The 24,300-nt window shown below is 73.3% G+C and carries 22 protein-coding genes; 16 read left to right on the top strand and 6 right to left on the bottom strand.

Going from position 1 to position 24,300, the window contains the following annotated elements:
• Positions 1-379 precede the first annotated feature (379 nt).
• The gene (locus tag AC067N_RS04245) at positions 380-967 is read left to right on the top strand and encodes a nucleotidyltransferase family protein (RefSeq protein WP_478677744.1); all 588 of its coding nucleotides are present in this window, start codon (positions 380-382) and stop codon (positions 965-967) included.
• A gap of 201 nt (positions 968-1,168) precedes the next feature.
• Entirely contained in the window at positions 1,169-2,794 is a 1,626-nt protein-coding gene (aceB, locus tag AC067N_RS04240) for a malate synthase A (RefSeq protein WP_478677358.1), read from the top strand.
• Positions 2,795-2,840: 46 nt separating this feature from the next.
• Here the strand turns inward: aceB and AC067N_RS04235 are convergent, their stop codons facing one another.
• Positions 2,841-3,149 carry an Rdx family protein gene (locus AC067N_RS04235; protein ID WP_478677357.1) on the bottom strand — a complete coding sequence of 103 codons (309 nt, stop codon included), beginning with the start codon at positions 3,147-3,149 and terminating at the stop codon, positions 2,841-2,843.
• On the bottom strand, positions 3,146-4,060 hold the full coding sequence (locus AC067N_RS04230) for a HipA family kinase (RefSeq protein WP_478677356.1): 915 nt from the start codon (positions 4,058-4,060) through the stop codon (positions 3,146-3,148). Before AC067N_RS04230 ends, AC067N_RS04235 begins: the two co-directional genes overlap by 4 nt.
• A gap of 509 nt (positions 4,061-4,569) precedes the next feature.
• Between AC067N_RS04230 and AC067N_RS04225 the strand changes: the two genes are divergently transcribed.
• The 4 genes from AC067N_RS04225 (at position 4,570) to AC067N_RS04210 (ending at position 10,526) form a co-directional block, all read left to right on the top strand.
• The gene (locus AC067N_RS04225; protein WP_478677355.1) at positions 4,570-5,757 is read left to right on the top strand and encodes a carboxylate-amine ligase; all 1,188 of its coding nucleotides are present in this window, start codon (positions 4,570-4,572) and stop codon (positions 5,755-5,757) included.
• Between the two features lie 228 nt (positions 5,758-5,985).
• The gene (locus AC067N_RS04220) at positions 5,986-7,770 is read left to right on the top strand and encodes an N-acetylglutaminylglutamine amidotransferase (protein WP_478677354.1); all 1,785 of its coding nucleotides are present in this window, start codon (positions 5,986-5,988) and stop codon (positions 7,768-7,770) included.
• Positions 7,743-10,082, top strand: coding sequence for a S9 family peptidase (locus AC067N_RS04215; protein WP_478677353.1), 2,340 nt, complete (start codon positions 7,743-7,745; stop codon positions 10,080-10,082). The genes AC067N_RS04220 and AC067N_RS04215 overlap by 28 nt, the downstream gene beginning before the upstream one ends.
• A gap of 162 nt (positions 10,083-10,244) precedes the next feature.
• Positions 10,245-10,526: a hypothetical protein gene (locus tag AC067N_RS04210; protein ID WP_478677352.1), complete on the top strand. Its 282-nt coding sequence runs from the start codon at positions 10,245-10,247 to the stop codon at positions 10,524-10,526.
• A 425-nt stretch (positions 10,527-10,951) separates the two neighbouring features.
• Here AC067N_RS04210 and AC067N_RS04205 read toward each other — a convergent pair whose 3' ends face one another.
• Together AC067N_RS04205 and AC067N_RS04200 are read right to left on the bottom strand one after the other, a co-directional pair.
• Positions 10,952-11,110: a hypothetical protein gene (locus AC067N_RS04205; RefSeq protein WP_478677351.1), complete on the bottom strand. Its 159-nt coding sequence runs from the start codon at positions 11,108-11,110 to the stop codon at positions 10,952-10,954.
• A gap of 342 nt (positions 11,111-11,452) precedes the next feature.
• Positions 11,453-13,033, bottom strand: coding sequence for an IucA/IucC family protein (locus AC067N_RS04200; protein ID WP_478677350.1), 1,581 nt, complete (start codon positions 13,031-13,033; stop codon positions 11,453-11,455).
• Between the two features lie 163 nt (positions 13,034-13,196).
• On the opposite strand from AC067N_RS04200, the gene AC067N_RS04195 reads away from it, so the two are divergent.
• The 3 genes from AC067N_RS04195 (at position 13,197) to AC067N_RS04185 (ending at position 16,987) form a co-directional block, all read left to right on the top strand.
• On the top strand, positions 13,197-14,699 hold the full coding sequence (locus tag AC067N_RS04195; RefSeq protein ID WP_478677349.1) for an IucA/IucC family protein: 1,503 nt from the start codon (positions 13,197-13,199) through the stop codon (positions 14,697-14,699).
• A gap of 210 nt (positions 14,700-14,909) precedes the next feature.
• Positions 14,910-16,178, top strand: a complete 1,269-nt coding sequence (locus AC067N_RS04190; RefSeq protein WP_478677348.1) for a VWA domain-containing protein — start codon at positions 14,910-14,912, stop codon at positions 16,176-16,178.
• Positions 16,178-16,987, top strand: a complete 810-nt coding sequence (locus AC067N_RS04185) for a hypothetical protein (protein WP_478677347.1) — start codon at positions 16,178-16,180, stop codon at positions 16,985-16,987. Before AC067N_RS04190 ends, AC067N_RS04185 begins: the two co-directional genes overlap by 1 nt.
• 92 nt (positions 16,988-17,079) lie before the next feature.
• Here the strand turns inward: AC067N_RS04185 and AC067N_RS04180 are convergent, their stop codons facing one another.
• A complete protein-coding gene (locus AC067N_RS04180) occupies positions 17,080-17,712 on the bottom strand; it encodes a winged helix-turn-helix transcriptional regulator (protein WP_478677346.1) in 633 nt (210 codons plus the stop codon).
• A gap of 94 nt (positions 17,713-17,806) precedes the next feature.
• Here AC067N_RS04180 and AC067N_RS04175 point away from each other — a divergent pair, with 94 nt between their 5' ends.
• The 5 genes from AC067N_RS04175 (at position 17,807) to AC067N_RS04155 (ending at position 21,554) form a co-directional block, all read left to right on the top strand.
• The gene (locus AC067N_RS04175; RefSeq protein ID WP_478677345.1) at positions 17,807-19,015 is read left to right on the top strand and encodes a pyridoxal phosphate-dependent aminotransferase; all 1,209 of its coding nucleotides are present in this window, start codon (positions 17,807-17,809) and stop codon (positions 19,013-19,015) included.
• Positions 19,016-19,151: 136 nt separating this feature from the next.
• Positions 19,152-19,685 carry an HAD domain-containing protein gene (locus tag AC067N_RS04170; protein ID WP_478677344.1) on the top strand — a complete coding sequence of 178 codons (534 nt, stop codon included), beginning with the start codon at positions 19,152-19,154 and terminating at the stop codon, positions 19,683-19,685.
• Positions 19,686-19,688: 3 nt separating this feature from the next.
• A complete protein-coding gene (locus AC067N_RS04165; protein WP_478677343.1) occupies positions 19,689-20,288 on the top strand; it encodes a histidine phosphatase family protein in 600 nt (199 codons plus the stop codon).
• A 60-nt stretch (positions 20,289-20,348) separates the two neighbouring features.
• The gene (locus AC067N_RS04160) at positions 20,349-21,032 is read left to right on the top strand and encodes a hypothetical protein (protein ID WP_478677342.1); all 684 of its coding nucleotides are present in this window, start codon (positions 20,349-20,351) and stop codon (positions 21,030-21,032) included.
• Positions 21,033-21,125: 93 nt separating this feature from the next.
• Positions 21,126-21,554: an acyl-CoA thioesterase gene (locus tag AC067N_RS04155; RefSeq protein WP_478677341.1), complete on the top strand. Its 429-nt coding sequence runs from the start codon at positions 21,126-21,128 to the stop codon at positions 21,552-21,554.
• A gap of 283 nt (positions 21,555-21,837) precedes the next feature.
• Here AC067N_RS04155 and AC067N_RS04150 read toward each other — a convergent pair whose 3' ends face one another.
• Positions 21,838-22,692 (bottom strand): NAD(P)H-binding protein, encoded by an 855-nt coding sequence (locus AC067N_RS04150; RefSeq protein WP_478677340.1) that lies wholly within the window; start codon positions 22,690-22,692, stop codon positions 21,838-21,840.
• A gap of 96 nt (positions 22,693-22,788) precedes the next feature.
• Here AC067N_RS04150 and AC067N_RS04145 point away from each other — a divergent pair, with 96 nt between their 5' ends.
• Positions 22,789-23,622: an AraC family transcriptional regulator gene (locus tag AC067N_RS04145; protein ID WP_478677339.1), complete on the top strand. Its 834-nt coding sequence runs from the start codon at positions 22,789-22,791 to the stop codon at positions 23,620-23,622.
• Positions 23,623-23,687: 65 nt separating this feature from the next.
• The gene (locus AC067N_RS04140; protein ID WP_478677338.1) at positions 23,688-24,281 is read left to right on the top strand and encodes a 3'-5' exonuclease; all 594 of its coding nucleotides are present in this window, start codon (positions 23,688-23,690) and stop codon (positions 24,279-24,281) included.
• Positions 24,282-24,300: the final 19 nt, after the last annotated feature.

Genomic DNA, 24,300 nt, shown 5'->3' with positions numbered 1-24,300 from the left:
GGTCGCCCGCCGGGGGTGGCGCGGGCCAGTAAACGCCAACGGTATGGCGAGCGCCACACCGAGGACCGAAATTCAGCCCCATGGATTCCTCTGCCGACAGACGCCACCGGCCCCCGGCTCACGGGCACTTGCACGCCGGTTCGGGTATGCAGGGCGCATGACACACGACCACCGGCGGCCCGCAGGCCGAGACGACGGAGAGACCGCAGGTCAGGACGACCGGCAGACCGGAAGCGACGGCGGCCGGCCGACCACCGCCCAGGCCGGTCAAGGCGATCAGCGCGGTCAGGCCGGTCGGGACTGCCGGGACGGTCAAGGCGGTCAGGACGCCCAGGGTGGTCAGGACCGTCAGGGCGGCCAAGGCGGTCAGCCACCCCGCATCGCCGCACTGCTGCTCGCCGCCGGCGGCGGTCGGCGCCTCGGCGGGCGCCCCAAGGCGCTGCTCCCCCATCGCGGGCGCCCCCTGGTCGAACACGCGGTCGCGGTGCTGCGGGCGGCAGGCTGCTCGCGGATCCATGTGGTCCTCGGGGCGGAGGCGGCGAGCGTACGGGCCCGGGCCGAACTGCCCGGCTGCGTCCTGGTGGACAACCCGCACTGGGCCGACGGCATGGGCTCGTCCCTGCGGGCCGGACTGGAGTCGCTGGCCGGGACGGGCGCCGAGGCGGCGCTGGTGTCGCTCGTGGACCAGCCGGGCATCGGGCCGGAGGCCGTGACCCGGGTCCTCACCGCGTACGAGTGGGCCGGAGCGGGCACGGCACTCGTGGCCGCCGCCTACGCCGGGGAGCGCGGCCACCCCGTGCTGTTCGGCGCCGAGCACTGGGCGGGCATCGCGGAGGCCGCAACCGGCGATCAGGGGGCACGCGCCTACCTGAGGGCCCACGCCGAGGAACTCACGCTCGTCGAGTGCGGGGACGTGGCGCGGCCGTACGACATCGACACCGAGGCCGACCTCGGCCATCTCGAATGAGCGGCGCGTGGCCGGAGTGGCACCCGGCGCCCCCTTGCCTCGCACCGGAGAATCCCGACATCAACAAAACATTGAACTTCCACCATGAGGAAACTAGTATCCACTAACCAGAAGTGCCGCCATCTGAACGCGAGGGCGCTTCCCGCCCTACCCGGGTCGACCGACACCCGGTGCCACGACCGCTGAAGGAAGTGACAGCTCATGTCCGCACCAGCGCCGTCCCCGCTGGCCATCGTCGACGCCGAGCCCCTGCCCCGCCAGGACGAGATCCTCACCGACGCGGCCCTCGCCTTCGTGGCCGAGCTGCACCGGCGGTTCACGCCCCGGCGTGACGAGTTGCTCGCCCGCCGCGCCGAGCGCCGCGCGGAGATCGCCCGCACCTCCACGCTCGACTTCCTCCCGGAGACGGCCGCGATCCGCGCCGACGACTCCTGGAAGGTGGCCCCGTCGCCGCCCGCCCTGGAGGACCGCCGGGTCGAGATCACCGGCCCCACCGACCGCAAGATGACCATCAACGCGCTCAACTCGGGCGCCCGGGTGTGGCTCGCGGACTTCGAGGACGCCTCCGCCCCGACCTGGGAGAACGTCGTCCTCGGCCAGGTGAACATGGCCGACGCGTACACCCGGAACATCGACTTCACCGACGAGCGCACCGGCAAGTCGTACGCGCTGCGCCCGAACGACGAGCTGGCGACGGTCGTCATGCGCCCGCGCGGCTGGCACCTGAACGAGCGCCACCTCGTCGACGCCGGCGGCACCCCCGTGCCCGGCGCCCTCGTCGACTTCGGCCTGTACTTCTTCCACAACGCCCAGCGGCTGCTCGACCTCGGCAAGGGCCCCTACTTCTACCTCCCGAAGACGGAGTCGCACCTGGAGGCCCGCCTCTGGAACGACGTGTTCGTCCTCGCACAGGACTACGTCGGCATCCCCCGGGGCACGATCCGTGCCACCGTGCTCATCGAGACCATCACCGCCGCGTACGAGATGGAGGAGATCCTCTACGAACTCCGCGACCACGCCTCCGGGTTGAACGCCGGCCGCTGGGACTATCTGTTCTCCATCGTGAAGAACTTCCGTGACGGAGGGGCCCGGTTCGTCCTCCCGGACCGCAACGCGGTGACGATGACGGCCCCGTTCATGCGGGCGTACACCGAACTGCTCGTCCGCACCTGCCACAAGCGCGGCGCGCACGCGATCGGCGGCATGGCCGCGTTCATCCCGTCCCGCAGGGACCCCGAGGTCAACAAGGTCGCCTTCGAGAAGGTCCGCGCCGACAAGGACCGCGAGGCGAACGACGGCTTCGACGGCTCCTGGGTGGCCCACCCCGACCTCGTGCCGATCGCCATGGAGTCCTTCGACAAGGTGCTCGGCGACAAGCCGAACCAGAAGCACCGGCTGCGCGAGGACGTCCATGTCGAGGCCGCCGACCTGATCGCGGTCGACTCGCTCGACGCCAGGCCCACGTACGACGGTCTCGTCAACGCCGTACAGGTCGGCATCCGCTACATCGAGGCCTGGCTGCGCGGCCTCGGCGCCGTGGCCATCTTCAACCTCATGGAGGACGCGGCCACCGCGGAGATCTCCCGTTCCCAGATCTGGCAGTGGATCAACGCGGGCGTCGAGTTCGAGAACGGCGAGAAGGCCACGCCCGAGCTGGCCCGCAAGGTCGCCGCCGAGGAACTGGCCGCCATCCGCGCCGAGATCGGCGAGGAGGCCTTCACGACGGGCCACTGGCAGCAGGCCCACGACCTGCTCCTCCAGGTCGCGCTCGACGAGGACTACGCGGACTTCCTGACGCTGCCGGCGTACGAGCGGCTCACGGGCTGACCCCCGGCGCCGCGCCGGCACCGGCTTCGGCCGGTGCCGGCTGACGTCACTTCTCCGAGTGGCCCAGGGACTTCCCCGGGGCCACTCGGTCGCGCACGGCCTTCTTCACGGCCGTGGGCTCCGGGAAGCCCTGGTCACGGCGGTCCCACACGATCTCGTCGTCGACGCGTACGACGAAGACGCCGCCGGTGCCGGGCCGCAGGGACAGCTCGGCCAGCTCGGTCTCGAAGGTGGTCAGCAGTTCCTGGGCCAGCCAGGCGGCGCGGGGCAGCCAGCGGCACTGGGTGCAGTACTCGATCGACACGCGCCGGGGGGCCGTGGGCGTGCCGGTCGCCGAGTCCGTCGTGTCCGTCATCCGAGGTGCACCGACCAATCCTGTTCGGCCGCCGGTTTGCCGTGCAGGTCGGGGACCCGCTTGAGCCAGTCCGGGCGGCCTCGCTGCGTCCTCGCCGCGCGGAGCGCCTCCTCCGCGGCGAGTTCCTCCCGGGAGGGGAAGTCGGTGGGGAGCCAGGACTCCGAGGCCCGCACGCGCGCGTGGAGGTAGTCGACGTACGCCGTACGCGCCCGGTCGGGCGTCGCGAACCCGTCCTCGACGCTCAGCCAGGCGTCGGGGACCTCCGCCACGATCCGCCGCAGCAGTTCCTCGGTGACCTTCGGCGCCAGCTCGGCGTCGGCCGCGCGGACGTCCGGTGCGTAGTGGCCGAGGGCGTGGTGCCGGAAGTCGTACGCCTTGGCGGGGTCCGAGGCGTCCCAGCGGTGATGGAAGACGAGGGCGGCGCCGTGGTCGATGAGCCACAGCCGCGGAGGGACGGTCCCGAGGGTGGGCCAGACCATCAGGTTCGAACTGTGGACCGTACGGTCGACGTTGACGGTGAGCGCGTCGAGCCAGACGATCCCGCCCGCCTCCGAGGAGTCCACGGGGAACGTCTTCGCGACCTCGGGGGTGAAGTCCTTCGCGCCCGGCAGGAAGTCCATGCCGAGATTGACTCCCGCACTCGCGCCGTGCAGCTCCCGGACCTCCTGGTGCGGCTCGTCGTCGGCGATCGCCGGGTCGAAGTGGACGAGGACCAGCTCCGGGAACCGCAGCCCGAGCGCACGCGCCAGCTCCCCCACGATCACCTCGGCGACCAGCGCCTTGCGGCCCTGCGCGGAGCCGGTGAACTTGACGACATAGGTGCCCAGGTCGTCGGCCTCGACGACACCGGGGACGGAGCCACCGGACCGGAGGGGGGTGACATAGCGAGTCGCGGTGACCTCTCTCAGCACGTCCTCGGGTCACCCGCCTCGTCTCCGGCCTCCGGTATGAAGTGAGCATAGTAACCGGGGGTAGATCGCGGCTCCGTCCGGTTCAGGCCGCCGCTCCGGCCGGGACCGGCCCGGTCGGCGTCGTGATCCCGGCCGACGACGGGGACCGCGCCCCGCGCGGCTGCGTGGACGTCGGCGGCGGCGCGGAACCTCGCGGCCGTGTCGTCCCCGAGGTGGACCGACCACATCACCGCCGAGGCCCGGTACGCCGTCCTCAGACGCTCCCTGCCGAGACGCCACGCCGTCCGCACAGCGCCCTCCTCACCTGTGCCGGCGGCTTCGCCGCATCGGGTCTCCCCTCTTCCGCTGACGATCCGGACCCCACCTTCCCGCTCATATGCCATACGACCACGACAAACGTGCAGGATCTTGAGGCTTATTTATGCTTTTGCCGGGAACCCGCATGGCGCAACGGTCGCCGCGGGTCCCCTGCCCGGCGGGCGATCTCGGGAACGGAAGAGGGAGAGATCGTGGCCGTTCGGGTAGGCGTTGAGGAAGAGTTCCACGTCCTGGACCTGGAAAGCGGGCGACTCGTCCCGGGCGCAGACGCGATCCTCGGCCGTCTGCGCAGACCGGGCTTCAAACCCGAGCTTCAGCGGTCGGCCGTCGAGTGGAACAGCCGGGTGCACACCTCGCTGGAGGCCCTGCGCGCCGACCTGGCGGGGGCTCGGCGACGGCTGGACACCGCGGCCTCCCCTCTCGGGCTGGCCGTCGCCGCCGCCGGGACCGTACCGTTCGCGCAGGTGACCCCGGGTGACCCCACCCCGGACCGGCGGTACCGGTCCATGGCCGAGGAGTACCGGCAGGTCTCCGACGAGCACCTCGTGTGCAGCGCGCAGGTGCACGTCGACGTACCGGACCGCGACACGGCCGTCCGGATCATGTGCGCCGTCTCGCCCTGGCTGCCCCCGCTGCTGGCGCTCTCCGCCAGCTCACCGTTCTGGCTGGGCGCCGACACCGGGTACGCCAGCTGGCGCACCATGCTGTGGCAGCGCTGGCCCACCGCCGGGCCGGTCGGCTGCTTCGCCTCGGCCGACGACTACGACGCCGCCGTCGCGGATCTGATCCGCGGCGGAGTGATCAGCGACCCGGGGATGGTCTATTACGACCTGCGGCCGTCCGACCACCAGCGGACCCTGGAGCTGCGGATCTGCGACGCCTGTCCGCGTACCGAGACGGTCGTGCTCGTCGCCGGGCTGTTCCGGGCCCTCGTCGAGGACGCCCGGGTCCGGCTGGAGCGGGGGGACCAGGTGTGCGACGGCAGGCACGAATGGCTCCGGGCAGCCGTCTGGCGGGCGGCCCGGGCGGGACTGGAGGGGGACCTGGTCGATCCGGTCACCCGTCTGCCCGCGCCCGCGCCCGTCGTTCTGCGCGGCATGCTCCGGAGGCTGCGTCCGGCCCTGGAGTCCTGCGGCGACTGGGAGATCGTGCGTCTGCTCATGGCGCAGACCCTCGCCGAGGGCAGCGCCGCCCACCGGCTGCGCGGGGTCGCCGAGGTCCACGGTCTGCGCGCGGCCGTGGAGACGGTGGTCGCCGAGACCCGGGGGGAGCGCGGCAGGCGCCCCGTGCCCACCGCGGTGCGCCGGCCTGCAGCGGCGGACGGTGCCGCGGTGCGGGGGCCCTTGGCGGCGGGCCCGGTGCAGGCCGTCGGGGGCTGAACCGCGCAGCCATGCGGAAAGGCGGTCACCGGCCGACGCCCCCCGAGGGGGCGGCGCCACCCCCGGAGCGGTCGTGGTCCGCTCCGCGGCGCCGGTGTGCCGCCTGCGATCAAGGAGATTCGACATGCCCACCAGCAACACCGATACCGATCAGACCGGGTGGTCCCCACTCGGCGCTCCCTCGTCGCCGGGCACGACCGGCGTCCATCCGCGAGGGGGTGCGGCCTGATGTGCGGTCTCACCGGAGAGATCCGTTTCGACGGCGGCCGCCCCGACCTGGCGGCCGTGGAGCGCATGACCGACCGACTCGCCGCCCGCGGACCGGACGGCAGGGGCGTCTGGTCGCAGGGCGCCGTGGCCCTGGGGCACCGGCGGCTGAAGATCATCGACCTGTCCGAGTGCGGGGCCCAGCCGATGGCCGACTCCACCGGCCGGATCACCGGTGTCTTCAACGGCTGCGTCTACAACTACCGGGAACTGCGCGAGGAACTGCGCGGACTGGGCCACCGCTTCTTCTCCGACTCCGACACCGAGGTCGTGCTCAAGGCGTACCAGCAGTGGGGCACCGGCTGCGTCGACCGCTTCTTCGGCATGTTCGCCTTCGTCATCGTGGAACAGGACACCGGCCGGCTCGTGCTCGGCCGGGACCGGCTCGGCATCAAGCCGCTGTACCTGGCCGAGTCGCCGGGGCGGCTGCGCTTCGCCTCCTCGCTGCCGGCCCTGCTGGCGGGCGGCGGCGTCGACACCTCCCTCGACCCCGTCGCCCTGCACCAGTACATGAGCTGGCACGCCACGGTGGCCGCGCCCCGCACCGTCCTCAACGGGGTGCGGAAGCTGCCCGCGGCCACCGTGCGCGTCGTGGAGCCCGACGGACGCCGGCGCGACATCCGCTACTGGCAGCCGTCGTACACGCGCCGGCCCGAGCACGCGGGGCTGGGCGCGGACGACTGGCGCGACGCGGTGCTCGACGCGCTGCGCACCGCCGTACGCCGCCGCATGGTCGCCGACGTGCCCGTGGGCGTCCTGCTGTCGGGCGGCCTCGACTCCAGTCTGATCGTGGCGCTGCTGGCGGACGAGGGGCAGACGGACCTCGCGACGTTCAGCGTGGGGTTCGAGTCGGAGGGCGGTGTGGACGGCGACGAGTTCCACTACTCCGACCTGGTCGCCCGGCGCTTCGGCACGGACCACCACCAGCTGATGGTGCCCTCGGACCGGGTGTCGACGGCCCTGGACACGGCGGTCGAGGCGATGAGCGAGCCGATGATCAGCCATGACGTGGTCGCCTTCCACCTGCTGTCCGAGCAGGTGGCCAAGGAGGTCAAGGTCGTCCAGAGCGGCCAGGGCGCCGACGAGGTCTTCGCCGGCTACCACTGGTACCCGGACATGGCCGCCGTGCCCAGGGAGCGGGCCCACCATGCGTACATCGAGACGTACTTCGACCGCTCGCACGGCGATCTCACCGGGATCGTCCAGCCGCACATGCTGCCCGACCACGACGTCTCGGGGCAGTTCGTACGGGAGCACATGGCGCGCCCCGGTGCCGAGACGGCCCTCGACGCGGCGCTGCGGCTCGACGCCGAGGTGATGCTGGTCGACGATCCGGTCAAGCGGGTCGACAACATGACCATGGACTGGGGGCTGGAGGCCCGGGTCCCGTTCCTCGACCACGAACTCGTGGAGCTGGCCGCCGCCTGTCCGCCGGAGCTGAAGCTCGCCGACGGAGGCAAGGGAGTCCTCAAGGCCGCCGGCCGGCGGGTCCTGCCCGGGGAGGTCGTCGACCGCCCCAAGGGCTACTTCCCGGTCCCCGCGATCATGAACATGGCCGGCCCGGTACTCGACCGGGTGACCGAGGCCCTGTCGGCCCCCGAGGCCGCGTCGCGCGGTGTTTTCGAGGAGGCGTACGTGGCCAAGCTGCTCTCGGCGCCGGACGAGCACCGTACGAGGCGTGGGGCGAACGCCCTGTGGCAGGTAGCTTTGCTGGAGATATGGCTGCAAACGCACGGAATCAGCTGACCGGGGCGCAGGGGAGCCGGCCCTCGCGCCCGGCCACGGCAGCCCCGTCGGATCCGACCGCGGAGCCTCCCTTCGACATCCGCGCCGGTGAGGACGTCGTCGGCGGGCTGCCGTGGCTGCCCCTGGACCACGGCGCCGTGTCCCCGGCCAGGGCCGCTCCGGGCACCGCGCGGGCCGGGATGTCCGGCCTCGCCCCCCCGGCGTCGACGGCGCCCGTGCCGGTGCCGCTGCCGGAGACCGCCGGGACCCGGGACACCCCGCAGCCGCTGCGGTCCCACGGCTGCTGGTACCCCTCGGTGGACCCCACGGGCCGTCAGGTGGCGTTCATCTGCGACCGGGGCGGGGTGCCGCAGCTGTGGACCGGTCCGGTGGACGGACGCGAGGTCCACCTGCTGGACTCGGATCCTCACCCGGTCAAGGAGGTGGCCTGGTCGCCGGACGGCCGCTGGATCGCCTACACCACCGCCCCCGGCGGTGGCGAGCACACCCGGGTGCTGTGCGTCCGGCCCGACGGCACCGGGCGGCGGGTCCTCGCCGGTGCGGAGCCGGGCAGCTCCGCGTATCTGGGCTGCTGGCAGCACGACGGCTCGGCGGTCGCCGTCACCGTCGCCGAGCCGGTCCTCCTGCCGGGCGGCGGCGACACCGAGGAGACGCCCGCCCGTGCGGAGCCGGGCCTCGCCGACCCGCACACGTACACGCCGGCCCGCCCGCCGGGCTGGGCGGTCCGCGACGGCCGGGCCGTGCTGCTGGGCGGCCCGCACCACGGCGACGCCGGACCCGCCGACCATCTCGCGGAACGCGAGGGCGGGACCGCCCGCCGAAACGACCGGGAGGCCGACCGGGAGGGGGCGGCCGGTGGCGGTCTCGCCGCCTACCTCGTCGACCCCACGGGCGCGGCGGCGCCCGAGCTGCTGGCGGTCGAACGCGGCGCCGCCACACTGCGGGTGTGCGACCTCAGCCAGGACGGCCGGCTCGCCCTGGTGCGCCGGGGCCCGCGCGGCCGCCGCGAGGCGCTCGTGGTCCGCACCTCCGACCTGCGGACCACGTTCGCGTTGCCGGTCGCCGACGGGGACCCGTGGATCGGCCGGTTCTCCCCCGACGCCACGACGCTGTGGCTGCGCAGCGACGCGGCACGCGAGTTCGCCGCGCTGTTCGCCGTGCGGCTGGCGCCCGAGGGCGAGCCGCTGGGGATGGCCGTCGCCGCGGAGCGCGACGGGTGCGGACTGGAACTGCTGACGTTCGGTCACGACGGGTCCACGGCGGCCCTGGCGTGGAACGTGCGGGGAGCGACCGAGCTGGAGGTCACGGCCGTCGCGGTGTCCGCGGGCGACGCGTCGGTGGGGGTGCGGCGGGCCGTGTCGCTGCCGCACGAGGTGGTGACCCGGATGGTGCGGGCCGGCGGTGGTTCGGACCTGGTGCTGGCGCTGTCCGGGTCGCAGCGGCGGCCCGGTGTGTGGTGGCTCTCCGAGGGCGCCGCTCGGCGCACCGAGTGGTCGTCGCGGGACGAGGACGCCGTACCACCGGGGCGCCCGCCCGTGCGTCCCGTGCCGCTGCGGCCGATGGCGCGCGACGGGCTGCCGCTGAGCGGCTGGTACTACCGTGCGCCGGGCCGCGCCCCGGGGCAGCCGGCACCCTGTGTGATCCATCTGCACGGGGGTCCGGAGGAGCAGGAACGGCCCGTCTTCAACCCGCTGTACCACGAGCTGTCGGGCCGGGGGCTCGACATCTTCGCCCCGGACGTGCGCGGCTCCTCCGGACACGGCCGGTCGTTCGTCGACGCGGACCTCGGTACGGGACGGTTCGCCGCGATCGAGGACGTCGCCGACTGCGCCGCCCACGTCGTCGAGGCCGGTCTCGCCGATCCGCGGCGGCTGGCCGTCATGGGCCGCTCCTACGGCGGCTATCTGGTGATGGCCTCGCTCGTGTGGCACCCGGAGCTGTTCCGCACGGGTGTCGCGGCGTGCGGCATGTCGGACTTCGCGACCTTCTACGCCGGTACCGAGCCGTGGATCGCGGAGTCGGCGGCGCACAAGTACGGCCATCCGGAACACGACCGCGAACTGCTGCACGCGCTGTCCCCGATGACCCGGATCGACGCGCTGCGGGTGCCGCTCCTCGCCGTCCACGGCGAACACGACACGAATGTGCCGCTCGGCGAGTCCGAGCAGTTCGTGCGCGCGGCCCGCGAGCGGGGCCTGGAGGCCGAACTGCTGCTGCTGCGCAACGAAGGCCATGACTTCCTGCGCGCGGACAGCAGGCGGATCTTCCGCCGGGCCGCGGCCGACTGGATCGAGCGCCGCGTCGCGGACTGATCCGGCCGCCCCGGGTTCGGGAGGCCGGGCCTCCGCCGGCCCGGAGCACGGAAGGCCGACCCCTTTCACACAAAGGGCATTTCCGGCAATTCGGTGCATGAGTGTCCCGCCCGGGGGCACTCGCCCGCCGAGCGGACATCCCCCCATCCCGAGGAGCCGATCATGGTCATCAAGAAGTTGCACGACATGGGCATCCGCAGCGAGCACGCCTACATCGCCGCCATGGCCTCCATCGGCCTGACCGTCGTGGCCTGGGCCGGTTCCCTCAAGATGGAGCCGGGCACCGGGCTGGACCGGGCCGACCGCTGGGGTCTGTTCGTCGGCGAGTGGGCGCCCACCTTCTTCGGTCTCGGGCTCGCCCTGTCGCACTACGAGCAGCAGGACGGCACGCTGACCGCCACCGTCCACGAACTGCGCGAGCAGCGCGAGCAGCGGGTCGGCTGACCGCGCGGGGCACCCTCGGCACCGGCGCGTAATGGAGATGGATGCCGAGCCACCGGCCGGGCGGGCGGCGCGCGGTGAAGGAGACGGGCTCCCGGGGTCCTCATGGAGGGGTTCGTCGAGCCAGCGCAGCGACTGCCACGGCAGGGTGCCCGGCAGCCGGCCCGGATCGCGGCCGAAGAGTTCGCCGGCGCCCTTGCTGACGTAGGTGAACCGTGCCTCCAGGTCCAGGGCGCAACTGCCGCCGGGCAGGCGCTCCACGAAGTCCGCCAGGGCCATCTCCTTGCTCATGGACGGGCGGCCGGTCCCGGTGGGGACGACGCGGGGCAGGCAGGCGGGCACCGCTACGCCGTCGTGCTCCTCCCTCTCGTCGAGCAGCCGGGCCAGGCGTCTGCACCGGGACTCGATATGTCCCCGCTCGCGAGCCGTCATGTACGGGGGTGGCCGGTCGGCCACATCAGCAGCTGCGTCCCCCACCGCCGTGCGCCGGTGGCGGGGGCGGCCGCCAGGGCCAGCGGGTACGGGAGCACCATCGCGGTGCGCGGAAAGGAGCGGGCCATCTCCTCCTGCCCGCCCACCCACACCAAGCGGCCCTCCCGGGCCGCGACGGCCACCGGGGCGCGCGCCGAGCGGCACGCGCGTCCAGGGGGCGGCGAACTCGGCCGGCGATCCGCACAGCAGACGGAGGCGCAGCACCTCCTCGTCCGGCGCGAGCAGATAGAGGGCGCCGATGGACGCGCCGATCCCCCGCACGGTCTCCGCGAACTCGGCGTCCAGGGCGTCGGCAGCGGTGGCCGGATCACTCCCGCCGCTCACGAGGCACCTCCGGCGTCACGGGGAGGCCACGGCCGGACGGCCGCGGCGGCCGTGCTCCCCTCGGGGCGCGGTACAGGCGGGCCGGACGTGCCCGAGTCCCCTCAGGCAGGGCGTTACGCGGCCCCGGAGCGGTCGGCATGCCGGAACGGGTTGGGCAGCGGGAGGTAGCGGGCTTCCGCGCCGTCGGCCCCGGTCCAGCGCAGCAGCAGGTTCGTCTTGCCGGGCAGCGTCGCCGCGTCGAGGAGGTTCTCGACGCCGGGCACCTCGCGGTGCCGGTCCAGTTCCCCGCGTACGGCGGCCCGGACGTCGACCCCGGGGTGGTGTTCGGCCACGGCCGCCCCGACCTCCAGGACGTTGTTGACGAACAGGCAGTACACCAGCCGCTCCCAGCCCGCCTCGCGGGTCACGTCCGGCAGGAGCTTCACGCCCTCGGCGTCCCGGTACAGGGCCTGGACGGGCGTGCCGGCGGCGTCGCAGGCCACCAGGGTGTTCTGGAGGTGGGCTTCGAGGACGACGCCGTGGTGGTGGAAGGCGCCGAGGGCCGGGGGCACGACCGCGCGCAGATACGCCTTCCACCATTCGCCGGGGGCGGTGGCGCGGACCAGCGGGTTGTCCGGGAACGCCGCGGTGTCCTCGGTGAGGGCGGCGCCGAGGACGGCGGTCGTGCCGGGGGCCAGATGTCCGGCCAGCCCGTCGCGGACCAGTACCGCGAGCTCCTCGAACGCGAAGGCGGCGGTGCGGTAGCCGCGGTCGCTCAGCCAGGCGCCGTCCGGCAGCGCGGCGAGGGCCGCGCCGGCCGCCGCGTCCGTGCGGCGCAGCTTGAGCAGGTCGTGGCGCCACAGGCGGCGTACGTCGTTGGTGATGCGCACGTCCAGGCTGAACTTGAGGAAGAGGTCCGCCTCGAAGCGGTCCGCCCCGGGGACCTCGCCGGGCGTCCCACCGGGGTTCCCTCGAACGACCTCCCCCGGGACGCACACCGTGCGGATCGCGGCCGTCGGCCACACCTCCCCCGCCGTGTGCCCCAGCCGTATCAGCCGTCCGTCGGCGAAAGCCTCGGCCAACCGCTCACCCACCAGGTCGAGTTGCCAGGGGTGCGCGGGCAGCAGCCGGTAGCCGGGCGGGGCCGCGCCCAGGGTGTCGAGGGCGGTGGTGTCGCCCTCCTCGACCAGCATGTCCTGGCGGACCCCGAGCAGCGTCAGCGGGAAACCGGCGTACGCCTCCGGCGCGTAGGGCAGCCAGGCGGCGGCCGGGCCGCCGCCGCGCGCCTTGGGGGCGGGGTGGTACGGGTGCCCGGTGACCAGCGACTGTTCCGAACGGCGGTACGGGTCCTCGGGTGCCGTCGCGTGGGCGCGCGCCGCGAGGAAGGCGGCCACGGTCTCGCGGCTGTCGAGCATCTCGGCGGGCAGCTCGGGGTTGGCCAGGCCGGTGCGGAGGCGGAGTTCGTCGGCGGTGAGTTCGACCAGTCCGGCGTGGGTCAGCGGACGCCAGGCGCCGTCCGTGAACACCTCGGGGCCGGTGGGGCGGCGGGTGCCCCGGACGCGCAGCAGGCGGCCCCCGGCCGCGAGGCGGTACACACCTGGTCCGACGGGCTCGGCCACCTCCCTCAGGAGGCAGTTGAGCAGCGGTGCGGCGGCGTGGGCGTCGGCGGCGGTCCCGACGTCGTCGCGGGGCGGGTTGGCGTCCACGGAGTCCATTCGTTCCACATACGGTGCACGTGTGATCAGTATGTCTGCCCGAGGTGGCTTGTCCCGACGCCGTCATGCGTCGCCGCGGAGGCGGGCGGGCAGTGGTCGTACGCCGCTGTCGACAGCGGTGCCGTATCCGCCCGTCGTCGTACCGCCCCCTAGGAGGCCGCCCGTGGACCGCCGTCCGATGTCGGATGCCGAGGCGGCGCTCGGCGCCGAGCTGGGCGCCGTGCGCCCCGGTCTGACGCTGCCCTACACGGCCGCGCTGCCCGGTGCCCGGGCGGCAGTGCTGGCGCGGCTGTGGCGGGGCCTCGTGCACGAACCGCTGCCCTGGGTGGTGCGCCGGGAGACGGCCGGGGACGACGGCGTCACGCTCCTGCTGGCCGACGGCCGCCGGCTGCACGGCCCCCCGGTGGACCCGTACGCCACGGATGCGCCGGTCGACCAGGTGTGGTTCGGCGGGCGGCCGTACGACCGTCCGGCGCGGCTGATGAGCGCGCTCGCGGTCCCGCACAGTGCCGCCTTCGCAGCCGAACTCGACCACAGCGCGGCCTCGTTGGCGCTGTCGCGGGCCGGCCGACCGACGGTGGCGGAGGCGCCGGTGACGAGCCGGGAGTGGGAGCAGTCCATCGTCGACGGACATCCCTTCCACCCCAACTGCCGTTCCCGGCCCGGTTTCTCCGCCGCCGATCAGCTCGCCTACGGGCCCGAGCACCGGCAGCTCGTACCGCTGGGGCTGGCACCGGTGGACGAGGCGCTGGTGGTCGGGGAGTGGCCGGAGCGCTTCCGGGACGGGGGACGGGTGCTGGTGCCGGTCCATCCGTGGCAGGCGGCTCATGTGCTCAAGTGCCCCCCGGGCGAGGTGATCGACGCACATCCGCTGATGTCGTTGCGCACCCTCGCCCTCGCGGAGGGCGGGGAGCATGTGAAGACCGCGTTGAGCGCCCGGTTGACGTCCTCCGTGCGGGACATCTCGGTCTACTCGATCGAGACCTCGGCGATCGTGTCGGACTTCATGGCGGAGGTCGCCGACCGCGCGGACGGGCTGCTGCACGTGACCCGTACGCTCGGCGCGGTCACCGCGGGTTCGCCGGACCTGGCGGCCGTCCTGCGGGAGTCGCCGGAGAGGTACGCGGACACCGCCGCCGGTGAGCGGGTCGTCCCGGTGGCCGCGCTGGGGGCCACCGGACTGCCCCGGTCACCCTCGTGGCTGGCGGATTTCAGCCGACTCGCGCTCACGGTCTGCCTCCGGCTCCTCGACCTGGGTGTGGCGCTGGAGGCGCACGGCCAGAACCTTCTGGTGGTGCTGTCGCCGTCGGGTGCCCCCGTGCGGCTCGTCTACCGCGACCTCGCGGACATCAGGGTGAGCCCCGCCCGGCTGGCCCGGCACGGGCTCGCCGCCCCCGCGATGACCGGTCGCATCATCACGGACGACGAGACCGCCCTGCGCCGCAAGCTGTTCGGCGCGCTGATCACGGGCGCGCTGGGGGCGACGGCGGGCTCGACGCCCGTGCTGCGCGAGGCGCTCTCCGCCGCCGTACGGGACGTGCCGCCGACCGCCGATCTGGACACGTTGCTGGAGGGGCCGGTACCGACGAAGGCGCTGACGCTGATGCGTCTTTCGCCGGAGCGGCCGGGTGACATCTGGGCGGAGCTGCCGACTCCCCTGCGGTGACGACCGCCGGTGGGGCCCGGGGCCGGGGCTCGTCACCGGGGCCCATCGGCGGAACGGCCACTCGCCACCGGGCCCGTCGGCGGCCCGGCGGCCGGGGCGAACCTCCGCCGCGCGCCCGCCTCCCCGCCCGCGCGGCGGGTGCCGTTGTCCGGCCGGTGAACGGGCGGTCTCGTTTTGAAGCGCGGGCCTCCCGGTCAATAGGATCCGCCGATGATCACAAGACATCGGCCGGCAGCAGGGGTGTTCGCCCTGCTCGCCGCCCTGACGGCCGGGATCGCCGTCCCGTCCACGGCCGTCGCCGACGAGACGACGGCCACCGCGCCCAAGGTCAACCTCCTGCTGGACGTCAGCGGTTCGATGCGGGCGAAGGACATCGACGGGCAGTCCCGGATGGCCGCGGCGAAGCAGGCGTTCAACGAGGTCCTGGACGCGACACCCGAGGAGGTACAGCTCGGCATCCGCACGCTGGGGGCCGACTACCCGGGCGACGACCGCAAGACGGGCTGCAAGGACACCGCGCAGCTCTACCCGGTGGGCCCGCTGGACCGCACCGAGGCGAAGACCGCGGTGGCCACGCTCACCCCGACCGGCTGGACCCCGATCGGCCCGGCGCTGCTGAAGGCGGCCGACGACCTGGAGGGCGGCGAGGGCACCAAGCGCATCGTCCTGATCAGCGACGGCGAGGACACCTGCGCCCCGCTCGACCCGTGCGAGGTGGCCCGCGAGATCGCGGCCAAGGGCATCGGCCTGACCATCGACACGCTCGGCCTGGTCCCCAACGCCAAGATGCGCGTCCAGCTCAGCTGTATCGCCGAGGCGACCGGCGGCACGTACACCTCGATCGAGCACCGCGACGAACTCACCGACCGCGTCAACCAGTTGGTGGACCGCGCCGCCGACCCGGTGGTCGTACCGAAGGCCGTCGAGGGCGCCGAGGCGTGCGCCCAGGCGCCCACGCTCACCTCGGGTCTGTTCACCGACCGCGAGGAGTTCAACCAGCAGCGCTGGTACCGCGTGGACGTGAAGCCCGGCCAGGAGCTGCGGGCCTCGGTGAGCGTCGCGGCGGACCGTGACGTCACCCCGTCCTACGGGGTGCTGCTGCGTGCGGTCACCGTGAAGAACCGCGAGATCGTGCGCGGTGAGGCGGCCGGGAACGGCCGTACGGACGTGATATCGACGGGTCTGCGCTACCCGAAGGCGGAGGCCGAGGACGAGGAGGACGAGGACGTCGCCGAGACCGTGTGCCTCCAGGTGACCCACTCGTACGCGCCGGCCGGCGGGGTGAAGACCACGCCCGGTCTGCCGCTGGAGATCACCGTCGATGTCGTGGAGGGACCGGACCAGGCGAAGGACGTGGCCTCCTTCGGGCTCGGCCGCGGCTGGTGGCTGCTCGGTGTGCTGGTGCTCGCCGGGTTCCTGGCGGGTGTGCTGTGGGGCTGGCTGTCGCGCTGGCGGGTCGCGGTCTGGAGGACCAACTGATGCGGATCACACGTGTGTGGGGCGCCGCCCTGCTGATGCTGGCCCTGGCCGTCTCCCCGGCGGCGGCCGACTCCACTCCCTCCGCGAGCCCGTCGGAGAACGGTGACGCGCCCACCGAGGCGGGCACCTCCTTCCGTACGGCGGCGGAGTTCGAACAGGGGGAGACCGCGACGGCGAGCGCCTCGACCGGCGACTACCTGTACTGGTCGTTCCCGGCGGACGCCGGCCAACGCCCCACCGTGCGGGCGACGGTCAAGCTGCCGGAGGCGGCCGGGTCGTCCTCGACGTGGCAGCTCGACGTGTACGACGGGCTGCGGCGCCGCCAGGCCTGCCAGTACGGGGCACAGACGCGCACGGCCGACGCGGGGGCGGCCTCCGTGGAGCTGTCCTGCACGCTGCGCACGGTCCGCGCCTGGTCGGAGCAGTGGTCGGGCGACCCGTTGCCGGGCACGTACTACGTCCGGCTGACGACGACGCGACTGGCCACGGCCGATCTCGGCCTGCCGGTGGGCGTGGAGGTCCGGGCCGAGTCCAAGGACATCGGCGGTGCGGCGGCGGTCGACGGGTCGCTGGCGCAGCCGCTCGTGCCGGGCATCGCGGTGACCTCGCGGCAGGATGACGAGGACTCCTCGGCCGAGGCCGTCCTGTCCTCCCTCGAACCCGACGACGGCTGGGCCTCGGGCTGGTGGAGCGACCGCTGGGTGTGGACCGCGCTCGGCGCGGTCCTGGCCGCCCTCGCGGGCATCGGCGGCTACTCCCTCACCCGCGGTTCGGGCCGCCCGGCGAGGGTGCCGCCGCCGGGCGCCTGACGCCCGTTCAACGGCCCGCCGACCACGTGTGGTTCGGCGGGCCTTCGCACGGACCGCCCGGAAGGGACGCCCGCGAGCGCCCTCACCGGAACTCATCCCTCCCGCAACTCCTTCGCCAGGGCCCCCTCCCCCGTGACCTCGACCCGGCCCTGCCCTACGGCGTCCCTCAGGCCCAGTTCCCCCCGGCCCACCGCGCCGCAGGTCTCCTCGTCGAGAGACAGCCGGGCGTCCGGCTCCCCCGGAGCGGGCCCGTCGCCGTACACCGGCGCCTCCCCGGCGCCCGCCCACAGGTGGAACGTCCCTTCCGCCAGCCGCACTTCGACGAGCCCGGCGGCACAACCGTCGAGGTCGCGGAGCAGCGGCAGGGCGAACCAGTGCGCCCGTACGGCGTCCGTCGGCCGCCGGTCGCCCAGCACACCCTCGCCCCACTCCCCCAGCGCCTGGAGCACCGGCAGCAACGCCCTTCCGCGCGAGGTGAGTTCGTACACGTACGCGGCCCCCGGCGGCGGCAGCCGGCGCCGGGTCGACAGACCGTCACGCTCCATGTCCTTCAGCCGTGACGCGAGGACGTCCGTACTGACGCCCGGCAGGTCCGCGTGCAGGTCGGTGTAGCGGCGCGGCCCGGCGAGCAGTTCGCGCACGATCAGCAGGGTCCAGCGGTCACCGACGAGGTCGAGCGCCCGGGCGGCGGAGCAGTACTGGTCGTAGCTTCGGCGAGGTGACATGCGACGCAGTCTAGACATGTCATTGGACTTTCCAAGCGCCTACTTGGTAAAACCAAGCGAACAAGCGACATAGCGAACCGGAGGGCGAGAGCGCATGGAGTTCCGGCAGTCGAGCAAGCTCAGCGAGGTCTGTTACGAGATCCGCGGCCCCGTGATCGAGCACGCGAACGCGCTGGAGGAGGCGGGCCACAGCGTGCTGCGCCTGAACACCGGCAACCCCGCGCTCTTCGGCTTCGAGGCGCCCGAGGAGATCCTCCAGGACATGATCCGGATGCTCCCGCAGGCCCACGGCTACACGGACTCGCGCGGCGTCCTCTCCGCCCGACGCGCGGTCGCCCAGCGCTACCAGACCCTCGGCCTGGAGGTCGACGTCGACGACGTCTTCCTCGGCAACGGCGTCTCCGAGCTGGTCTCCATGGCCGTACAGGCGCTGATCGAGGACGGCGACGAGATCCTCATCCCCGCGCCGGACTTCCCGCTGTGGACGGCCGTGACCACCCTGGCCGGCGGCAAGGCGGTCCACTACCTGTGCGACGAGCAGGCCGACTGGTACCCGGACCTGGACGACATGGCGTCGAAGATCACCGACCGCACCAAGGCCGTCGTCATCATCAACCCCAACAACCCCACCGGCGCCGTCTACCCGAAGGAGATCATCGAGGGCATCCTCGATCTCGCCCGCCGGCACGGCCTGATGGTCTTCGCCGACGAGATCTACGACCAGATCCTGTACGACGACGCCGTGCACCACTCGGCCGCCGCACTCGCCCCGGACCTGGTCGTGCTCACCTTCTGCGGCCTGTCCAAGACCTACCGGGTGGCGGGCTTCCGCTCCGGCTGGCTGGTCGTCACCGGACCCAGACAGCACGCCCGCAACTATCTGGAGGGCCTGACGATGCTGGCCTCCATGCGGCTGTGCGCCAACGCCCCCGCCCAGTACGCCATCCAGGCCGCGCTCGGTGGCCGTCAGTCCATCCGGGACCTGACCACGCCGGGCGGGCGTCTGCACGAGCAGCGGAACGTCGCGTGGGAGAAGCTCAACGAGATCCCCGGCGTGTCGTGCGTCAAGCCGAAGGGCGCGCTGTACGCGTTCCCGCGCCTCGACCCGAAGGTCCACAAGATCCACGACGACGAGAAGTTCGTCCTCGACCTGCTGCTCCGCGAGAAGATCCAGGTCGTCCAGGGCACGGGCTTCAACTGGCCGGCCCCCGACCACTTCCGCATCCTCACGCTGCCGCACGCGGACGATCTGGACGCGGCGATCAGCCGTATCGGACGGTTCCTGAGCGGCTATCGGCAGTAGCGGAGGGCCGCGGAGCTGGGGGCCCCTCGGCGAGGGACGGCCGGGCGGTTCCGGGGAACCGCGTCCGGGGCTGCCTCCCGGTCGTCGTACGGGACCTCCGGCAGGCCGACCGCCCCGTCGTGGGTAGACCCTTCCCATGACTGACCGACCTCTGCTCCTGCTGGATGTCGACGGCCCCCTCAACCCGTTCGGCGCCCGCCTGCGGCGACCGCGCGGCTACATCACCCGCCGGGTGCACCCCACCCTCTGGTCCGCCCGCCAGAAACCCGGCTCCCGCAGGCTCCGCCGGGGCCTGCGCGTCCGCCTCAACCCCGCCCACGGGCAGCGCCTGCTCGCCCTGCCGTACGACCTGGCCTGGGCCACCACCTGGATGCACGACGCGAACGAGATGATCGGCCCCGTGATCGGCCTCCCCGGCGACCTGCCCGTCATCGAGTTCACCGATCTTTTCGCACGAGACCCCGACGGCCTCTACTGGAAGACCCGCCGGGTCCTGGAGTGGGCCGCCGGCCGGCCCTTCGTCTGGGTCGACGACATGATCACCGACCTCGACGTCCGCCATGTCGCCCGGCACCACGACACACCGGCCCTGCTGCTGCGGATCGACCCCCGCCGGGGGCTGCGCGAGCCGGAGTTCGAGGAACTGGAGCGGTGGGCTCGTAGCCTGTGAGGCATGGCTGATCTCTTTCTCGTGCGGCACGGGGAGACCTCGTGGTCGCTGTCCGGGCAGCACACCAGCTGGACGGACCTGCCGCTGACCGACCGGGGGCGGGAACAGGCGCGCGGGCTGGCGCCGTTGCTGAACTCGCACCGGATCGGGGCCGTGTTCGTCAGTCCGTTGAAGCGGGCCCGGCAGACGGCCGAGCTGGCCGGGCTCGCCGGGGCGCAGGTGGACGCGGACCTCTCCGAGTGGGACTACGGGGCGTACGAAGGGGTGACGACCCAGGAGATCCACCGGACGCGGCCCGGCTGGTTCCTGTTCACCGACGGGGTGGCTCCGGGACCGCCCGACCACCCCGGGGAAGGCCCGGAGGACGTCGGGGCGCGCGCCGACCGGATACTGGCGAAGGCGCACGCGGCGCTGGCGAACACGGAGGGCTGTGTGGTGCTGGTGGCGCACGGCCACTTCCTGCGCGTCCTGACGGCGCGCTACCTCGGGCTGCCGGTGTCCGCCGGGGCGCTGTTCCAGCTCGCCACGGGCACGGTCTGCCGGCTCGGTACGGAACACGGCCGTCCGGTGCTCGCGGCATGGAATGTCAGACCCTCCTCGTAGTCTTCGAGTGGGTTGACGTCGTCCGCGTACGACAGCGCTCCTGCGGGAAGGGAGGTCGTCGTGACCCGACCGCCGACCGCCGTCCAGCGGCGGATCATCGACGCCGCCGAGCCCGTGACCGGACGGCTCACGGGTACGGCGGCCCAGCTGGCGGCGCTGGTGAAGCGAGGGCTGGCGTTCCGCCACCCACGCCCGCCGCACGATCACTTCCTGACGCCGGCCGGGCACCGGATACGGGAAACGGGCCCGCCGCCCGAGGCCGCGGAACGCACCGGGGCCGCCGCGCCCGCCGGCCCCGCACCGGCGCCGTCCCCGGCTCCGCCCGCCCCCGCCGAGTCGGGGGTGTTCGCCGCCCGGGTGGGCGGCGAGGAGTCCGCCGAGGCCGGGCCGGCACGGGCCCGTGAGGTGCACAGCGCCTGGCAGGGACTCCTCGAACTACGGCGGATGACCAACCCTGGCGGCGCCACCGACCGCCCGTGCGGCTGGGAGCGCACGCATCTCGTACGGGCCGCCGCGCTCGCCCTCGAGGCGGCGGGCCACCGCCCGGCGGGCGCGCAGACGGAGCGTGGCGGCTACCGGGTGCGGGCCACCCCGCAGCCGGAGGCCGTCGCCGTGCACGAGCCGGACGCCGGGGCGCTGCGCGCCTGCGCGGGGACCCTGGAGAAGGCGGGCTGGCACGCGAGCGAGCACACGGACCCGCGGACCCGCGAACGGTATCTGCTGGCCTCACCCAGGAAGGTGTGACCGGCCAGAGCCGGACCGTCGACCACAACATGAGCAAGCGCTCAGTAGGCTTGCGTCCGTCCTGTTCACCGCCGAGGCAGCCGAGGGGTAGTTGTGTCAGAGTCCGAGCCGTTTTCCGTCCCGGTGACCGTCCGGGGGTACGAGACCGATGTCCAGGGACACCTCAACCAGAGCGTGTACCTGCAGTACGGGGAGCACGCGCGCTGGTCGCTGCTCCAGGCGGCCGGGATCCGGCAGGCCGACCTGATGGCGAAGGGCGTCGGTCCCGTCGCCCTGGAGACGACGATCAGCTACCGGCGTGAGCTGCTCGCCGGTGACGAGGTCGAGGTGACCTGCGCGTTCCTCTGGGGCGAGGGCAGGACGTTCCGGATGGAGCAGACGATTCGCAAGGCCGACGGCACGGTGGCCGCCGAGATCACCGGTGTGGGCGGGCTGTTGGACCTCCGGACACGCAAGCTCGTCGCCGACCCGCGCGAGTACTTCAGGGAGCTGGCCGCCGACCCGAAGCCGTTCGGGCTGTGAGCGCGGCCCACAGCCCGAACGGCGAGTGACAGCCCTCCGGTTGCTCAGTCCAGCGGGTTCAGCGGCTTCGGGTCGTTCTCGAAGGCGAGCAGGAGCAGGTCCGTCATCGCGAAGCGGCCCCTTGCGGTGGCACGGGAGGCTCGGGCGCCACCCCTGGTGCTTCACGATCGACACCCGGCGGCCCATTCGGGACATCCGGCGCACATCGACGTACGGCGAACGGGACGAGAGGCGCAGGAGGACATGACGAAGGCGGAAGCCGCCCCGGTCGGTGCGCCACCCGTCACGTCGCGGCGAACGCCTCCCGGTGGTCCTCCGCCCACTCCCGGTACGTGCGCGCCCGTCGGCCCAGCACCCGCGGAACGTCGTCGGTCACGTCGGCCCCACCGCCCGCGCGCACGAACGCGGTCCCGGCAACGACGCCCTCCACATAGGTGTCCCCCATCCCCGCGGCCACCAGGTGGTCCCGTACCTGCCCCGGCGACAGGTCGACCGTCCCGACCGGCCGGCCGAGCACGGAGGCGAGGGTGGCGGCCTGGTCCGCGGTGCTGATGGCCTCCGGGCCGGTCAGGGTGTAGGTCCGCCCCGCGTGCCGTGCGGTGAGGAGCGCTTCCACGGCGACCTCCGACACATCGCGGGGGTCGACGACGCCCTGGGTACCCGTGCCCGTCATGTTGGGCACGGGTGAACCGGAGCAGATCGCCTGCGCCCAGCTCAGCGTGTTGGAGGCGAACGACGAGGGCCGCAGGACGGTCCACTCCAACCCGCTGTCGCGGACGGCCCGTTCGCCCGGCAGATGCCAGTTGCCGCCGGGACCGGCAGCCGGGTCCCCGGTGCCGATGGCGGAGAGCTTCACGATGCGCCCGACGCCCGCCGCGCGGGCCAGGTCCACCAGGGCCGCGTCCACCTCTCCGTCACCGGGGCCCAGCACACCCACCGCGAAGAGCGCCGAGGCCCCGGCCATCGCGGCCTCGACGGTCGCGAGTTCGCGGTGGTCCCCGCGCGCCACTTCCACACCGCCGGGCACCCGCGCTCGGGACGGGTCCCGCGTGAGGGCACGCACCTTCTCACCGCGCGCCGCGAGCTGTCGTACGACTTCACTGCCGATGGTGCCGGTGGCACCCGTGACGATGATCATGCCCACCAGGCTGCCGATCGCCGGCCCCGGACTCTAGGAAATTCCGGCACAGTCGCCGACCCCCGTTCCAGCGTGTCCGGCGTCTACGGTGGACGGGTGAACACGCCGACGACGTACGAGACCGGGGCCGGGGCCGGCGCACCCGAAGGGCCCGGCCCGCTGCCCGACGCCCTGCGGGCGTGGTTCGACGGAGCGGAGGCCGAGGCCGCGCCGACGGATGGTGATCCGAAGGAGCCGTACGCCCATCTCCCCGACACCGCGACCAAGCTGGTCGTACGGGCCGAGGAGAGCGGCCACCGGGTCGTCATGGTCGTGGGCCCGCGCCCCCGGGCGTCCTACCACGTGAGCGAACGACCGGTCTCCTGCGTGCAGTTGCGCCTGGCGCCGGGCACAGCGCGCCCATTGCTGGGTGTCCCGGCGGCCGGCCTGGTGGGCAAGGTGATCCGGCTCGGCGACTTCCCGACAGCGGCGGCACGCCGACTCGCCGACGAACTCCGTTCGCCGGAGGCCGAGTCGATCCTCCCCCGCCTGGCGGAGGTCCTGTCGGAGCACCTCGCCCCTGCCGACGACCCCCGTACCGCGATGCTGCGTGCGGCGGTGCGCGCGCTGTCGACGGGTCCCGGCCATCTCCCCCGAGGTGTGCGGGAATCGGCGGAGCGCCTCGCCGTCAGCGAGCGGCAGCTGCGGAATCTCTTCGCGGACGGGGTGGGGGTCTCGCCGAAGCACTTCGCCCGCATCGCGCGGGTGCGGCACATCCTCACGCACCGCTCCCCCGCCGTCCCGTGGGCCCAGCTCGCGGCCGCCACCGGGTACTACGACCAGTCGCACATGACCGCCGACTTCCGCACCCTCATGGGCGTACCCCCGGCCTCGTTCTTCACCGGCCGCCGTCCCGCCGGCCGGCCCTGTCAGGCGTACGCGCGTCCCTAGAGGCCGAGTCCGCCCGGCCCGAAATCCGGATGCGCCGCGTGTCGGCCGGCCGTCATGCTCGCCCCATGGCACTACGCAGGATCAAGCCCAGTCTGTACATCTCCGTGGACATCGAGGCCGACGGACCCATCCCCGGCCCCTACTCGATGCTCAGCGTCGGCGCGGCCGTCGCGGGCCGGCAGGACGTGGACGGTTTCACGCCGGCCGACCCGGAGGAACACACCTTCTACCGTGAACTGCGGCCGATCAGCGAGGAGTTCGTGTCGGAGGCGCTGGCCGTGAGCGGCCTGGACCGGGAGCGGCTGCTGGTGCGGGGGGCCGACCCGGCGGTCGCGCTCGGGGAGTTCGGCGCGTGGGTGCGTGAGGTGAGCGCGGGGGCGCAGCCGGTGATGTGCGGGTACCCGGCGTCGTACGACTGGACGTTCCTGTACTGGTACCTGATCCGCTTCACCGGCGACAGCCCGTTCGGGCACTCGGGGTGCCTCGACATGAAGACGCTGTACGCCACGAAGGCGAAGGTCCCGCTGCGGGCGGTGGCCAAGGGGACGATGCCGCGCCATCTGCTCTCGCGGCGCCGGCACACGCACCACGCCCTCGACGACGCCGTGGAGCAGGCGGAACTCCTGGCCAACCTGATGGCGTGGACCCCCGCCCCATAGAGCCCCGGGCAGCGCGGGC

It is taken from the genome of Streptomyces sp. NPDC042364 (assembly GCF_056437585.1).
The sequence above is the reverse complement of the archived record's forward strand: the minus strand, read 5'-3'. Positions and strand labels throughout refer to the sequence as shown.